Raw genomic sequence first — 15,185 nt, 5'->3', positions numbered from 1 at the left:
TAAAAATATTGAATTAGATCAGGAATGCCGGTAAGCAATTGCGGGGATGCCTATTTCAGGTAAAGTCTTCCGAGTCTCCTCTGATCTGAAACAAGCAGACGGTATTTAATGCCTTGTGCTGGATTGAGCTTATACTCCTTTACAGGTTTCGCGATTTTATCTGCCAAAACTACGGCGCTAAGTGAAGCTATCCTGGTGTCAGCCTCATCCAGCCTGAAAAAGTAACCATTATAAAGAATCAACTCCTTAAATAAAAAAACACCTGTATCGTTTGTTGTCGTTGACTGAAGAACAGTTCCCACATCATCAAGCAGATCAACCTTTATATTATTTAACGGAACATTTTTTTCGTCACCGATCAGAAATTTTCCAGTCAGATCCATCTTAATATCACTCTCTTCAACCTGCAGCTTATTCAACACTTCTCCATCGCCGGCCAAAAACTCGAACCTGAATTTACCAAAACCATCAGCATCACCTGAGGCAACCTCATTGCCATTCCTATCCCTGAAAGTTATTTTAATATTGGCAAGTTCGGTTGAAGTATCTTCCAGGCGAATGACAAAATTTTTGTCGGGCGGAAGTTTAGAGAAAACAAATCTACCATTCACATCTGTCTCAACAATTTCATACACCACATTTGTACCGGCATTGGCCAGCACCACCCGAACTTTGGATACAGGTTGGGTTTTACCGGCTAACAATGCTTCCAACGTACCGGCAATCAGTAAACTGTTGTCTTCAATTTCAAGCTGCATCAGATTAGCTTTATCACTTGCCAATAACTGAAACTTAAAACCGCCTTTCTCGCCCGAAGTAGTGACAAAAACTTCTTTACCCTTTCTATTGTACATGGTGATCTTTGTTCCTGACAGTTTTAAGGAATCATTCTCGTCCATCCTGATCGTATAATTGCGGTCAGAAGTTAATTTTGAAAAAGCAAATTTGCCGAATTTATCAGTAGTGGCGGTTTCTATAACAGCTCCTTTATCGTTGAGCAAATGTATTTTCATGTTCCTTACAACTGTATTCGGGGGATCACCAGCCAATAGCTTTCCGCCCACCATCACAAACCTCGCAGTGGCCTCAAACTTCGCCTGGGCAATACTTTCAGCCTGCTGCTTCTTAACCTGCTTTTGTGCTTCTTTATACTCCTTGAACAAGCCTCTTTCGAATTCGCTCAGATACTTGGCATCATCAATAAATTTTTTGTTCCCGTCAAATTTGAATTTAGTGAATGGAAATTTGAATTTAAGTGTGTCTATTTCGGCAGTGCCGGTCGTAAACATAGGAACATCAAGCTCGATGGTCGGATTCAGATCCTGCTTCTGCGGGGGAACTTTAGCGTCAACGGCGAATGACATGTCAATATATCCTTCATTTTTATCGAACACAACTTTGTACATGTAACCATATTCAAGCTTGATCTCGTAACGTCCTTTTTTATTCGACATTAACTCTTCGATATTCTCTGTCCCCCTGAATACCGTTAAATTCATATTGGGAAGAGGTGATTTCTTTCCTTTGCTGTCGGTATGAATGGTATAGCCTACAACTTTTATTTTACCCTTATCCTGTGCATTGGCAAAAAATATTACACACAATGCGAAACAAAATGTGATTATTTTACGGTGCATATAAATTACATTATTTGATATACATTACTTTAAACTCAAGTCTGCGATTTTGAGCATGTTCTTCTTCACTGCATAATGCCCCGTTAGCGCATTTATTCACCAGTTTTGTTTCGCCGTAACCAACTCCGGCCAGGCGATCTTTAGATATCCCTCCTCCGATCATATAGTCCACGGCACTCTTTGCTCTTTTCTTTGACAGATCCAGGTTATATTCATCCGAGCCCTGGGAATCTGTATGTGAACTTACTTCTATACTGACGTTAGAATTACCTTTCATTACCTGTATCACCTTATCCAGGATAACCTTGCCTTCGGTTGTAATTTTAGAATCATTCAATTCGAAATAAACCTTCTCCGGTATTACTACAGTTTCCTGCTTTTCATTTTTATTGCTCCTGGAGGCAACTTTTAACCAGGGGTCGTCAAATGATACTGAAGTTATTTTTTGAAGATCGGAAGACAACAGGGGCATCTTTATTGTGCTGATCCCGCCACCTGCCGTATACTCTTTTACAACAACGCCATTGGCATCCGCAAGAATAACTTTTTCAGCTTGCTGCGAAGAGGCATTAAGAGAATAATTCTTCCCATAACTCACTTTGGAAAATTTAAAGTTACCTGCATTATCGGTCTGGGTTGATTGAACCAGTTGATTTTTCTCATTTACCAGATCAAGCCTGGTGTTAGCCAGGGCTTGCTGGTTTGTATTCTTAAACAGCTTTCCTTTCAGATCAAGACGAAGTTCGCTTTCCTCCACCTCCATCAGCTTTGGTTTCAACTCGTCCTGCTTCAAAAACTCAAACTTAAACTTGCCCTGATTGTTACATACTGTTGAGTTTACTTCCTTTCCGTTACGGTCGGTAATGATAACCCTTATACCTGCCAGCTTCGGATCACCATCAGCCAACTCGATCAAAAAGCTTTGATTAGGAGGAAGTTTTGTGAATACGAATGTCCCGAATTCATTGGTCAATACCGCTTCAATCATTTCCCCCTTCTCATTTACAAGCTGAACTTTTGTGTTAGCAAGAGGCTGTGTTAAATTGTTAATGAGTGCAAGCAAATTACCACTTATCATCAGGCTCTCCTCATCAGAAGCTAACAGCTCAAGCGTTTTTTTATCCGAATTAAGTAAGCGGAATGTGAACTTTCCGCCTGCGTCAGCCATCATTACAGTTACCTCCTTATCATTCTTATTTAATATCGTGATCTTTTGTCCGTTCAGTTGTTTCATATCAGCCTCATCAACTTTGATCGTATAATTCTGGTCAAGCAACACATTTGAAAACAAAAACCGGCCAAAATTGCTTGTAACACATGCTTGTACAGGCTCTCCACGATCACCTGTCAGTATGACTTTTACATTTTTAACAGGTGTTGAAGGAGGAGTGCCCGAAAGTATCTTCCCCGAAATATAATTTATCTTTTGCAGACCGGCCTGATCTGCATTTCCCGCTCCCGAATTCTTATTCTGCTCACGCACTAATGCTTTATAATCGAGGTATTCCCGGGTTCTTCCATTCAAAAAATCCTCGAAATACTTCTTATCACGCACCAGTGTTTTTTTACCATCGAACATATATTTATCGAAAGCAAAACGGTATTTTGCAGTATCAACATTCACACTCCTTTTATCCACACAAGGTATGTTAATAGCCTCGACGCCCATACGTAGATCATACTTATCTTTTGGTATCCGGGCATCAATGGTTAAAAACATAGGAACTGTAGAAGGGTGTGAAACCGCCACTTTGTAAACATGGCCGTACTCCAGCCTGGTCCTGAAACGTCCGTCCTTTTTATCAGTTTTCAATTCTATGAGTTTATCTGCATCGCTGAATATTGTTACAGAAGCTTGAGTCAGAATGGATTGTTCAGCCCTGGTTTCATTTTTCTTAACAAGCTCTTTGATGGTACTTCCCAAAAAATCAAATCCAGGATCATCTTCACCGGGGATAGCCGGCTTACCTGTTTTTTTAGAGTCAGCTGCCGAATTTCCGCCCTTAAGCTTGTTTAACAAAGCAACCCTTTCCTTGCCTGTAAGCGCTGCCACTTCCTTTTTAACAATTGCATCGTAATCACTATCCACATCCATATCTCTTATCTGGGTATTATAATATATTTTCGCAAAAGGTTTATCTATCAATTCCGCTCCCAGCTTATCAGATGAAAGAGTAAGCAGATGAACAATTTCTTCAAAATAAAAAGAAACCTTCGTGTTGTTTTCCTTGCCGGGAACATTTCCATCGACCCACAGCTTCTTTGTTACATGATCTTTATGACCGATCGTAATAATATATTCGCGGAACAGATCGAGTGTATAGGTAACGGACCCGTTTGGAGGAGTTGTATTAGCTGCGACAAGATCATTTGTAATTTTGTCATTAACAGAAACAGATGCATTTGCGATCGGATCAAGCGCCACATCTTTTACTTTAATCACCAATTCAATAGTCTTTGTTGTTCTAGCCTGGCCATGAACATTGTTGACACAAAAAATCAGTAACAATAAAAGAATAAGCCTTTTAATTAAAAATAACATAGACCAATGTTTAAAGATGCAAATTAAGGCATTTTATACAATTGATAAAATATATTATCCATCTCCTGTTAACAAAATGAAAAAACCATACTGGTTTATTGTATTGGATTGTTTATAATATGTGTTATTACTATATTTAAGGCTCTGATTTTTACGATCATGGCAGGCACCGAAACAGGGGTTATGGAGAATAACACGAAATTACTAATTGAAAAGGAGGCTTTACTGAAGGCTTTTGAGTTGATGTGCACGGCAAAAGCCATGACCGAGTTATTCGAGCAAAATAAAGAAGTTACAGCCAAATATGTTCATGCCACCTCACGTGGTCACGAAGCCATACAACTGGCACTTGGCTTGCAGCTGAAACCGCAGGATTATCTCTCCGCCTATTACCGTGATGACAGCATCTTGCTTGGCATTGGAATGACCCCATACGAATTAATGCTTCAACTTTTAGCGAAACGTGATGACCCTTTCTCGGGTGGACGAACTTATTACTGCCACCCCAGCCTTCGAAGGGATAATATGCCTAAAATTCCTCACCAAAGTTCTGCTACCGGCATGCAGGCTATTCCCACAACCGGTGTGGCTATGGGGATCTGGTACCGTGAAAAAACCGGAATACCCGAGTATAAAGGAGCAGATAAAGCCTTTGCAGTTTGTTCATTAGGCGATGCATCAATTACGGAAGGCGAAGTGGCGGAAGCTTTTCAAATGGCTGTTTTAAAAAAATTACCGATCCTTTACCTTATACAGGATAATGAATGGGATATATCGGCCCATTCAGAAGATTTCCGGTCAATGGATGCAAGTGATTATGCAAAAGGTTTTAAGGGACTTGAAACGCGCACCATTGACGGCACTGATTTTATTAAATGTTACGAAACCGTCCGGGAAGTTATTGGTTTGATCCGTAAAGAACGTCGACCATTCCTGATACATGCTAAAGTACCTTTGCTGAACCACCATACATCGGGTGTTCGTAAAGAATGGTACCGCGACGACCTGGCTGAACAGGCAAAACGGGATCCGTTTCCAAGATTACGTAACCAATTATTGTCTGCGGGAATTGATAACTCCCAATTGGAGTCCATTGAAGCGAAAGCGAAACAAGCGGTTGAAGCGGACTACCAACGTGCATTGAAAGCCGAAGACCCTAAACCGGAAGATCTGTTTAAGCATGATTTCGCGCCAACCCCTGTCACAGAGGAAAAAGGACAGCGTTCCCCGAAAGGAAAACAACCGGTGGTGATGGTCGACTCCGCATTATTTGCCATACGGGAGTTGATGAGCAAACATAAAGAATGTTTGCTTTACGGGCAGGATGTAGGATGGCGGCTTGGCGGAGTGTTTCGTGAGGCAGCAACCCTTGCACAGCAATTTGGTAACGAGCGTGTGTTTAATACCCCCATCCAGGAAGCATTTATAGTTGGCAGCACAGTAGGTATGAGTGCGGCAGGTTTAAAACCCATTGTTGAAGTTCAGTTCGCGGATTATATATGGCCCGGGTTGAACCAATTATTCACCGAAGTGGCACGTTCCAACTATTTATCAAATGGAAAATGGCCGGTGAGCATGATACTGCGTGTGCCAATTGGTGCCTATGGAAGCGGTGGCCCTTATCACTCATCCAGTGTGGAAAGTGTAGTATGCAATATAAAAGGTTTAAAGATCGCTTATCCCTCAACAGGCGCAGACCTCAAGGGACTGATGAAATCTGCTTACTATGACCCCAACCCCGTTGTAATATTTGAACACAAGGGTTTATACTGGAGTAAACTAAAAGGGACAGAAGATTCCAAAACGATTGAGCCGGATGAGGATTATATAATTCCTTTTGGTAAAGCCCGGATTGTTCAGGAAGTAACCCAAGATTCCCAATCAACAACAACAATAATCACCTATGGCATGGGCGTATATTGGGCAAAAAATGCTTCCAAACAATTTCCTGACCGTGTGGAAATAATTGACCTTAGAACACTAAACCCGATTGACGAAGAAGCCATTTTCAATTCAGTAAAAAAACATAACCGCTGCATTGTACTCACTGAGGAACAACTGCAAAACAGTTTCGCACAAGCCCTTGCCGGAAGAATAGGACAGGAGTGTTTCGAATTCCTTGACGCCCCTGTACAATGTGTTGGCGCTGAAAACATGCCTGCCATACCACTTAACTCGACCCTGGAAGCCACCATGCTGCCGAATCCGGATAAGGTGGCCAAAGTGATTGAAAAGGTTTTGAAGTATTGAGTGTTCTCATATAATGTCTCAACGAATAGTAATCCAAACGAAAATTTTGCATACAAATTAGTTGAATAAAAATTACCAAAATGTGTAACTTTTTAGTACCTTTGTAAGGGTATGAATATCATTAAAACTAAAACACTATACCATTGGCTTCACATACCCAAATACAAAAACGCCAAAAATGCAATGGAAAGCTGGATAAATGATTTTTCATCTTGCGATTACTCTTCTCCCAATGAAATAAGAGTCAAATACGCATCTGCTGATTTTGTAGGTAACAACACTGTTATCTTTAACATAAATGGAAATCATTTCAGATTAATTGTTCGCATCAGGTATCAGTTTAAAAGGGTTTATATAATTTGGTTTGGCACACATAATGAATATGATAAATTGGAAAACATAGAAAACATACCTTTTAAAGAATAAATACTATTACAAAATGAAAATAGGTGTTATAAAAAATGATGTTGATTACAATAAGGCCTGCAAAAGGCTTTACGATCTTGATTTTAAAACAGGAAAGCGCACTAAAGAAGAAGTTAAAGAAATGGAGCTATTAGAGGCTTTTATTGAGCATTACCAATTTCATCATGCCAAATTTGATTTACCCGACCCGATTGAAGCAATTAAATTCGCGATAGAACAAAGAGATCTAAAGCAAAAGGAAATTGCTGGCTTTTTTGGTGGTGAAACAAGAGCCTCTGAGGTTCTTCATCGTAAAAGGCCTTTGAGTCTTGAAACAATTATTTTATTACACACTTACCTTGGTATTTCTTTGACTTCGTTAATAAATAAAAAACTTAATGCAGGTTTTAAATTCAGTAAAAAAGTACGTGACGCCAAAGCGTTTAGTGACCCCCGCCTTTTGCAAAAGTTTAAAAGGGAGAGCGTTTACGCGTGAGTTATTTGATTCCCTCGATCCCGTTAAACGCAACAATATTGGAGGCGACCATGTATTCCTAATGCGGATAAGGTAGTGAAGGTGATCGGTAAGGTTTTAAAGTATTAATTAGAATCTGGTTTAACCCCAAAAATGATTTCCGTAAATCTTAAAAACACATTTGTACTTCTATCAATAATTTTCATATTGAGTTCTTGCGGGAATACTCAGGAAGAGCAAAACAGGCAGCACGGTAAAATAGAAAAAGGCGTGTTAGACTCTGGAGGCTTGAATATAGAATATACTGTCATTGATGATAAATTTGAGGATTTGTATTGCGCTGAAAAGGTTACTTTACCACAATTTCCAGGGGGATTTGATTCATTAGGTAAATATATCAAAGCCAATATTAAATATCCCGAGACTGCATTAAAAGACAGCATTCAAGGGAAAGTGAAAATTGAGTTTATTGTAAATAAAGATGGAGCTGTTGAAAATGCAAAAGTTGTAGAACATGTCAGCGAAGATATTGACGCGGTTAGTTTGAATGCAATTGCCAAAATGCCATACTGGGAACCCGCATTTATGGGACATAAAAAAGTTTCATTAAAATTTATAATTCCTATCGTTTATCGTTTAAGGTAACACGGGTCGATAAGAACCTATGGAAAACGCTATCACCATAGCCGAACTCACCGGCAAAGAGCAAATGCTTTCGCAGTTACACCTGGTACAACAGTTAACGGCGGGCATTACCAGGTCGAAATACAGCGAGATGCTTGACACTATGCTTGTAAACGGATACCGGCAAGTTGGAGCTTTTGAGAATGGACAATGCATAGGTATTTCAGGTTTTTGGATAAGCGTCAAGATATACTCTGATAAATATGTCGAAATGGACAATGTGATCATTGACGAAAAACACCGTTCAAAAAAAGTTGGGAAATTATTATGCGACTGGATCATTAATGAAGCCAAACAAAAAGGCTGCAAAACTGCTATGCTGGATGCTTATGTGGAAAATAAGGACGCTCACCGTTTTTATTTTCGGGAAGGATATGTTATCCGGGGATTTCATTTTTTAAAAAGTATTTGATTTCGTAATTTAGATACATGCTATTCTCGTCGTTAAATATTGAAAAAGAATTGCTCAATGTGCGCCCCTCAATTATCGGCGACAATATAGTCATTGATGAAGTAAGGCAACTATTCGAAAACGAGATTCAACTTGAACAATCCATTAAAGAAAATCTTCGGCTCAAAAAATTACCTATTGATAATAAGGATGGGAATTTAAATAATGTAGATCGCGCCAAGGTATTTTCAATCTCAGAGATTGAAAAAGTATGTATGAAATACCGTCTCCGTTTCTTAAAAACCGGTTACTACAAAAATGAATTCCCTTATGAAGCAGTTATAAAAATCAAAGAGGTGCAGCGGAAAAGCGGAAAACAATTGAATGATCTTTATTTGATAGCACCTGCGGAAGCCTTTGAGCTGCAGGATCGTAACAAAGACCCTTTGCTGTTTGCGCATATTGGAAACAACAACTATTATTTAATTTACAAATGGGGTACCGACCTATCATGGCAGCGTAAGTTCTGGTCATTCCCATTCCGTAATATTGAATCATTGGCAATTATAGTTGTCGCGTTAGCCTTTCTCGCGGCCTTGATATTTCCCGCTTCATTCATGCTCAAACGCGAAGTGCCTGTTGATGATATGATCGTATATCGTTCCTTTGTGTTTATCTGGTGCATTATTGCCCAGGGTGCGGCATTAACTTATGCCTTTTTAGCCTTCCATAAAAATTTCAGCTCTGCTGTTTGGCGCAGCCATTATTTTAATTGACATTATATAACAAAACCGCCCCGACACAAATGTCGGAGCGGCTCTGATTTTACAGTTTTCTACTAAATAATATCTCCCAATCTATCGTGCAAGCCTTACAATTCCCTTACTCTCCACTATTTTAGCATCAGTTCCGTAGGCCTTGTATACATATATATAATTTCCATCAATAGCGGGCTGTCCTGTATTTGTAGTTCCATCCCAAACCGCCACGGGTCCCGCATATTCCCATACCTTCGCCCCTAACTGATCATATACATACACTTCAATTTTTTCAACTTCTTTTGTAGCTATTACAAAATTATCATTCTTGCCATCCCCGTTTGGTGTAAAAACATTTGGCACCATAACAGAATGTGCGGGGTTTACCATAATATTACTGCACGATGAATCTTTACATCCTGCTGCATTTTGAACTATTAAACAGGCATTGTATGTCCCCTCCCTGGCATACGTATGACTGGTATTCCTGTTCGAATCAGTTTCACCATCTCCGAATTTCCATGTCCACATTGTGGCGCCGAAACTGGTATTGGAAAAATTAACCTTTAGCGGAGCATTTTCACCAGGAAGCGATGCGGTAAACACAGATCTGACACCTGCAGCACTTCCTATATTCACGGATGTAACCCCTTTGCATCCGAGGTTATCAACTACAGTTACATTATATGATCCGCTTGCCAGGTTATTGATAGAAGCATCAGTCCCGCCATTATTCCATGAATAGACATAGGGACCCGGCCCGCCTGTATTTACCGTAACCACAGCCAAACCATTATTCAAACCACAATGTGCCTGTTCAGAAGAAACCGATAATGAAATGGGAGTTGGCTCAGTAACTGTATAGGTGAATGTTCCGACAGAACCATGAGAATCAGTAATGGATAAAGTATATGTACCTGCATTTAAGCCACTGATGTCTTCTGTGGTTTTATTTACCGGAAGCCAGAGAAATGAATACGACTCTTTGTTCCCGATCGGAGTAATATCAATTTGTCCTGACTTATTGCCGCTGCATGTGAGATTTTTAACAGCGGTAGAAACAAAATATTTGGACGGCCCATTATTACCGGAGGATAAAGCCCTGGGGTCGACCTTTGTTCCAGCACCATTGTAAAAATTATTACTCACACCGCCACCGGACATACGATCCAGGTTATAATATACGATGACAGTATGTCGTTTGATATCCGTAACAGTTGATTCGGGTTTTGCCCCTGAAAACTGTGTGCTATTTATTGTTTCATTCGTTATGCCGGCACCATCAGCTGAGTTATTATTATCACCAATTACAGTCGACTGTGTACCTTCGGATAAATTTGATTCCGGATCAGTAGCACTAGTTATTGCTTCCTGGTTATTTTTCTGATCATCCTTATTGGAAACAAATGTATAAACCGCAACAGCAGTAACTATCGCTGCTCCTACAAGAAGTAATTTCCCTACACTGTTCTGAAGAAGCCCGTTCAGAAAAGATTTTTTAATCAACTGTTTGCTCAAAGCGTTCCACATTTCCGGAGAAGGCTCATGAACATCCATTTGATCGCGGTGTTCCTGCACGAATTTTTTTAGCTTATCGGTCATGTTAACTATTACTTTTTCAACAATTGTATTAATCTTTGCTTGGCTCTTAAATATTGTGTCTTGGATGTGCTTTCACTTATCCCCAACACATCCGCTATTTCCTTATGACTATAATCTTCAAATAAATATAATGTCAGTACAGTCCTGAAACCATCCGGCAAAAGCTGCACTGCTTTGTTGACCGATTCAATGTCATATTCAATTTCCTTTTCATTCTCTGTTATTTCTTCTTCCGCAAGATCCTTTTCCCGGATATCATCAAAAGAAATAAACTTCTCTTTCTTTTTCTTGACCGAATCAATCGACTTATTTATCACAATTCTTTTCAGCCAGCTTCCAAATAACGCCTTTTCTTTTAAACGGTCTATATTCTGAAAAGCGCTTAAAAATGATTCCTGCAAAACATCTTCCGACTCTTCCCGATCATTGGTTATGCGTATACTAACATTATACATCGCTTTTACATATAGCCTGTACAATTCCTCGTACGCACTCCTGCTTCCATTCTTACAGTCATCAATTAATTGAACGTTCAGGTCCATATTTATTACTGCTGCGTCCAATAGCATAGCTTTACCTGCTACACTAAAGACTTGATTGATCAAAAAAGTTGCATATTTCGCATAATTGAATACACAACAGGTTGAAAATGAATTAGATAAATATAGTTAATTTCATGCAATAAATAGCGCAATTTTTAATTCTTTGTACCTGTTTTACACCAATAAATTTTTGATCTTATCGTTTGTATTTCAGCGTATCCAGGCCCGTTTCTCATAAGAATTGTTACCTGTTTTAATTTGTAGATTTGCGAAAGAACGAACTAAAATTTTACTTAACACACCTTTACGGATGTCGCCCAAGTAATAAGCGTAGTAGTGGTAAAAAAGAAAAAATATAAAGTTAAAAAATGTGAGCTGTCAATAGCCTTTATTCTATTGTTTGGACTTGCTTTATTAAATTCATCTTTCGCCCAGAATCTAAATAATAAACGAAAAAAAATAATTCCCCTGCTGTCCGACACAATACAATTGGACACCTTAAGCCTCATCCCCGGAACGGTCATCATTACTAATAAACAACAATTGGCAATTGACACTTCATTTTACCAGACCGACTTTCCCAAAAGCAAAATCTATTTCAACCGTAAAAAATTAAAAGAGCAAGCTTTCAATATTGATACACTCTATTTTTCGTATCGTGTTTTCCCTTTTTATTTTAGCCAAATAATTCAGCATAAGGACATTAAACGCATTCAACCTGATCGGTCCGGCGCCGTAAATCCGTTCCAATATGTGATCGACAAACCTGTTGGTGATCTTTTTAAAACCGAGGGGCTTACCAAGAATGGCAGCATATCGCGCGGAATAAATTTTGGCAATAACCAGGATATTGTTGTGAACTCAAATCTGAATCTACAAGTGGCAGGAAAGTTGACCGACAACGTTGAGGTATTGCTCGCTGCGACTGATAACAACATACCCATTCAACCTGAAGGAAATACACAACAGTTACAGGAATTCGACAAAGTGTTCATCCAACTAAATGATAAAAAGACAAAACTAATTGCCGGCGACTACCAGATAGCCAGCCAGGCCGGCTATTTCATGCGCTATTTCAAAAAAGCCCAAGGTGCGAATTTCACAACACGATTTGAAACTAGACCCGCACAAAAAGATACTTCCAAAACAGGAATAATGACCATTACCGGAAGCGCAGCCGTTTCGCGGGGAAAGTTCGCGCGCAATGTTATACCTGGAATTGAAAAGAACCAGGGCCCCTATTTTCTGAGAGGAGCTGAAGGAGAGCAATTCATCATTGTTCTGTCGGGTTCGGAGAAAGTATATATCGATGGGCAACTTCTGCAACGCGGCCAGCAGAATGATTACATAATTGATTACAACACCTCGCAAATTATATTCACCGCCAAACGGCTCATCACAAAAGATAAACGCATTGTGGTAGAATTTCAGTACTCTGACAGGAATTTCGCGCGCTCATTGTTTCATGTTGGCAATGAATACAAACAAGGAAACCTCAGGATACACTTCAATGTGTATTCAGAACAGGACAGCAAAAACAAGCCCGTTCAACAGCAACTTACAGAAGATCAGAAAAAAATTCTGGCAAATGCCGGCGATAACCCCAACCTGGCCTATTCTCCGGGCATAGACAGCATTGCATTCTCTACAACAGAAGTAATGTATGAAAAAAAGGACACTGTAATAAGTTCAATTCTCTACAAAGACATTTACCTCTACTCCACCGATCCTGCAAAAGCCCATTACAGACTTAAATTCTCACGTGTGGGAAAGGGTAACTATCGTCAAATAAGCTCAGGAGCAAACGGAAAAGTGTATCAATGGGTACCACCCATTGCAGGAGAGCCTCAGGGGGATCACGAACCGGTAATTCAACTGATCGCACCCAAGCAGCGGCAAATGGTTACCCTGGGTGGTGAATACAAAACAGGCAACAATACTTCTTTTACTCTTGAAACCGCTGTCTCAAATAATGATATTAATACATTTTCGAAATCAGATAAATCGAATGACATTGGTTACGGTATTAAAATGGGGCTTGATAATATTAAATTATTCCGAAACAAAAATGATTCATCAGAACAAGGCAGAAAAAATTTACAAATAGTGTCAAACATAAATTATGAATATGTTCAGCAATATTTTAACCCCATTGAACGATTCAGGGCGGTAGAGTTTGAACGCGACTGGAACCGTACAGGCACCACCCAGAATTCTGACCAGCATATTATTGGAGCCGGCCTTTCACTTGTTAAACCGGAACTGCTTCACATTGGGTATCGTTTCAACTCATTCCTTGAAGGCTCTGTGTATGATGCCTTTAAGCAGGGAGTAACGACAACCATTACCAATAAAGGTTTTAACATGAATTTCGATGGAAGCCTGATGAGTTCAAACAGTCTTACCAATTCAACTTTTCTGCGACATAATGGAAAGGTTTCGCAAAGACTTGGCTTCATTACACTGGGCTTAAAAGAACTGCACGAACGCAACCATGTACGCCAAAAAACAACTGATACCCTGCAATACAACAGCTTTGAATTCTTTGAATGGACAGCCTTCGCCGTTAATTCAGACACCTCGAAAATTAAATACAACCTTAGCTATAAACAACGCAGCGACTATGGCGCCCGTAGCAATCTTTTAAGAAAAAGTACATTTGCTCAGGAAACCGCTGTCAGTGTGGGCTTTTTTAACAATCCCAACAACCAGGTGAACATAACAACATCTTACCGCGTACTTGAGATAATGGATACATTAATATCAAAAATAAAACCCGATCAAACATTGTTGGGACGCATTGAGCACAACTTCAGCGCGCTGCGCGGATTCATCAACACGAATACATTTTACGAGATCGGATCAGGACAGGAAGTGAAAAAAGAATTTTCTTATCTTGAAGTAGCTGCCGGACAAGGTGTTTACGCATGGACTGATTATAATGGGAATGGTATAAAGGAATTGAATGAATTTGAGGTGGCCGTGTTCCGTGACCAGGCGCATTATATAAAAATATATACACCCACCGATCAAACAATTACCGCATATACCAACCAATTCAGTGAAGCGCTTAACATCAGACCGGCAGCTATCTGGTCGGGAAAGAAGGGGGTGAAAGGATTCTTTTCATTATTTGCTAACCAAACCGCTTATCGTGTTGACAAAAAAACAACCGACGAGGATCTTGAAAATGCGTATAATCCATTCCGGCGATCCAACGCCGACAGCTCTTTAAAGTCGCTGAACTCTTCGCTGCGCAACTCAATCTTTTTTAATCAGCTGGGTTCTGTATTTGGTATGGAATTCAGTTACCAGGAAGTCCGGGGCAGATCACTTCTGACCAATGGGCTTGAAACACGTATTGCAGTTTCGCGGGAGGTAAAATTACGCTGGAACATTACCCGTACATTCAGCTTTAATGCGGGGCTTAGAAACGGAAGCAAATACAATAACTCACAATACTTCAGTACACGAAATTACAATATCAACTATTATGAAGCCGAACCTAAAATAAGCTACCAGCCCAACACTTCGTTCAGGATCAGTCTCGTCTTTAAATATGTGGATAAACAAAATACGCCTGACCTTGGCGCACAAAAACTATCGCAACAGAACTACGGAACAGAAATGCGCTATAACGTTTTGCAAAAAGGAAGTTTCAACGCAAAAGCCAATTACATTCAGATCGCGTTCAGCGAGTCACCCAACTCACCTATTGCATATGAGATGATGGAAGGTTTAAAACAAGGACAAAATATTACATGGGGATTATCCTACCAACAGAACCTCGCGAACAATTTAACGATCAGCATTAATTACGATGGACGCCAATCTGAAAATACCAAAGTCATACATACAGGTGGGGCACAGGTAAGGGCATATTTTTAATACTTGGTTCC

General features: G+C 39.8%; 11 protein-coding genes. 7 read left to right on the top strand and 4 right to left on the bottom strand.

From position 1 onward, the window contains the following. Nucleotides 1–50: 50 nt before the first annotated feature. Complete coding sequence (locus HYU69_16085; protein MBI2271862.1) at nucleotides 51–1,637, bottom strand: hypothetical protein; 1,587 nt, start codon at nucleotides 1,635–1,637, stop codon at nucleotides 51–53. 10 nt (nucleotides 1,638–1,647) lie between these two features. Further along, a complete protein-coding gene (locus HYU69_16080; protein ID MBI2271861.1) occupies nucleotides 1,648–4,083 on the bottom strand; it encodes an OmpA family protein in 2,436 nt (811 codons plus the stop codon). Nucleotides 4,084–4,362: 279 nt separating this feature from the next. Between HYU69_16080 and HYU69_16075 the strand changes: the two genes are divergently transcribed. From HYU69_16075 to HYU69_16050, 6 genes are all read left to right on the top strand, one after another. Next, nucleotides 4,363–6,429: a tungsten formylmethanofuran dehydrogenase gene (locus tag HYU69_16075; protein ID MBI2271860.1), complete on the top strand. Its 2,067-nt coding sequence runs from the start codon at nucleotides 4,363–4,365 to the stop codon at nucleotides 6,427–6,429. A gap of 111 nt (nucleotides 6,430–6,540) precedes the next feature. Continuing rightward, nucleotides 6,541–6,855 (top strand): type II toxin-antitoxin system HigB family toxin, encoded by a 315-nt coding sequence (locus HYU69_16070; protein MBI2271859.1) that lies wholly within the window; start codon nucleotides 6,541–6,543, stop codon nucleotides 6,853–6,855. A gap of 13 nt (nucleotides 6,856–6,868) precedes the next feature. Continuing rightward, nucleotides 6,869–7,330, top strand: coding sequence for a hypothetical protein (locus HYU69_16065; protein MBI2271858.1), 462 nt, complete (start codon nucleotides 6,869–6,871; stop codon nucleotides 7,328–7,330). Between the two features lie 132 nt (nucleotides 7,331–7,462). After that, nucleotides 7,463–7,954, top strand: a complete 492-nt coding sequence (locus tag HYU69_16060; protein MBI2271857.1) for an energy transducer TonB — start codon at nucleotides 7,463–7,465, stop codon at nucleotides 7,952–7,954. Between the two features lie 19 nt (nucleotides 7,955–7,973). Then, nucleotides 7,974–8,405 carry a GNAT family N-acetyltransferase gene (locus HYU69_16055; GenBank protein MBI2271856.1) on the top strand — a complete coding sequence of 144 codons (432 nt, stop codon included), beginning with the start codon at nucleotides 7,974–7,976 and terminating at the stop codon, nucleotides 8,403–8,405. 17 nt (nucleotides 8,406–8,422) lie between these two features. Then, nucleotides 8,423–9,160 (top strand): hypothetical protein, encoded by a 738-nt coding sequence (locus tag HYU69_16050; protein MBI2271855.1) that lies wholly within the window; start codon nucleotides 8,423–8,425, stop codon nucleotides 9,158–9,160. A gap of 81 nt (nucleotides 9,161–9,241) precedes the next feature. Here the strand turns inward: HYU69_16050 and HYU69_16045 are convergent, their stop codons facing one another. Further along, nucleotides 9,242–10,744, bottom strand: a complete 1,503-nt coding sequence (locus tag HYU69_16045; protein MBI2271854.1) for a gliding motility-associated C-terminal domain-containing protein — start codon at nucleotides 10,742–10,744, stop codon at nucleotides 9,242–9,244. An 8-nt stretch (nucleotides 10,745–10,752) separates the two neighbouring features. Then, on the bottom strand, nucleotides 10,753–11,313 hold the full coding sequence (locus HYU69_16040) for an RNA polymerase sigma factor (protein ID MBI2271853.1): 561 nt from the start codon (nucleotides 11,311–11,313) through the stop codon (nucleotides 10,753–10,755). Nucleotides 11,314–11,622: 309 nt separating this feature from the next. Here HYU69_16040 and HYU69_16035 point away from each other — a divergent pair, with 309 nt between their 5' ends. After that, a complete protein-coding gene (locus HYU69_16035; protein ID MBI2271852.1) occupies nucleotides 11,623–15,174 on the top strand; it encodes a hypothetical protein in 3,552 nt (1,183 codons plus the stop codon). Nucleotides 15,175–15,185 lie beyond the last annotated feature (11 nt).

The organism is Bacteroidota bacterium, assembly GCA_016183775.1.
Taxonomy (GTDB): domain Bacteria; phylum Bacteroidota; class Bacteroidia; order JABDFU01; family JABDFU01; genus JABDFU01.
The sequence above is the reverse complement of the archived record's forward strand: the minus strand, read 5'-3'. Positions and strand labels throughout refer to the sequence as shown.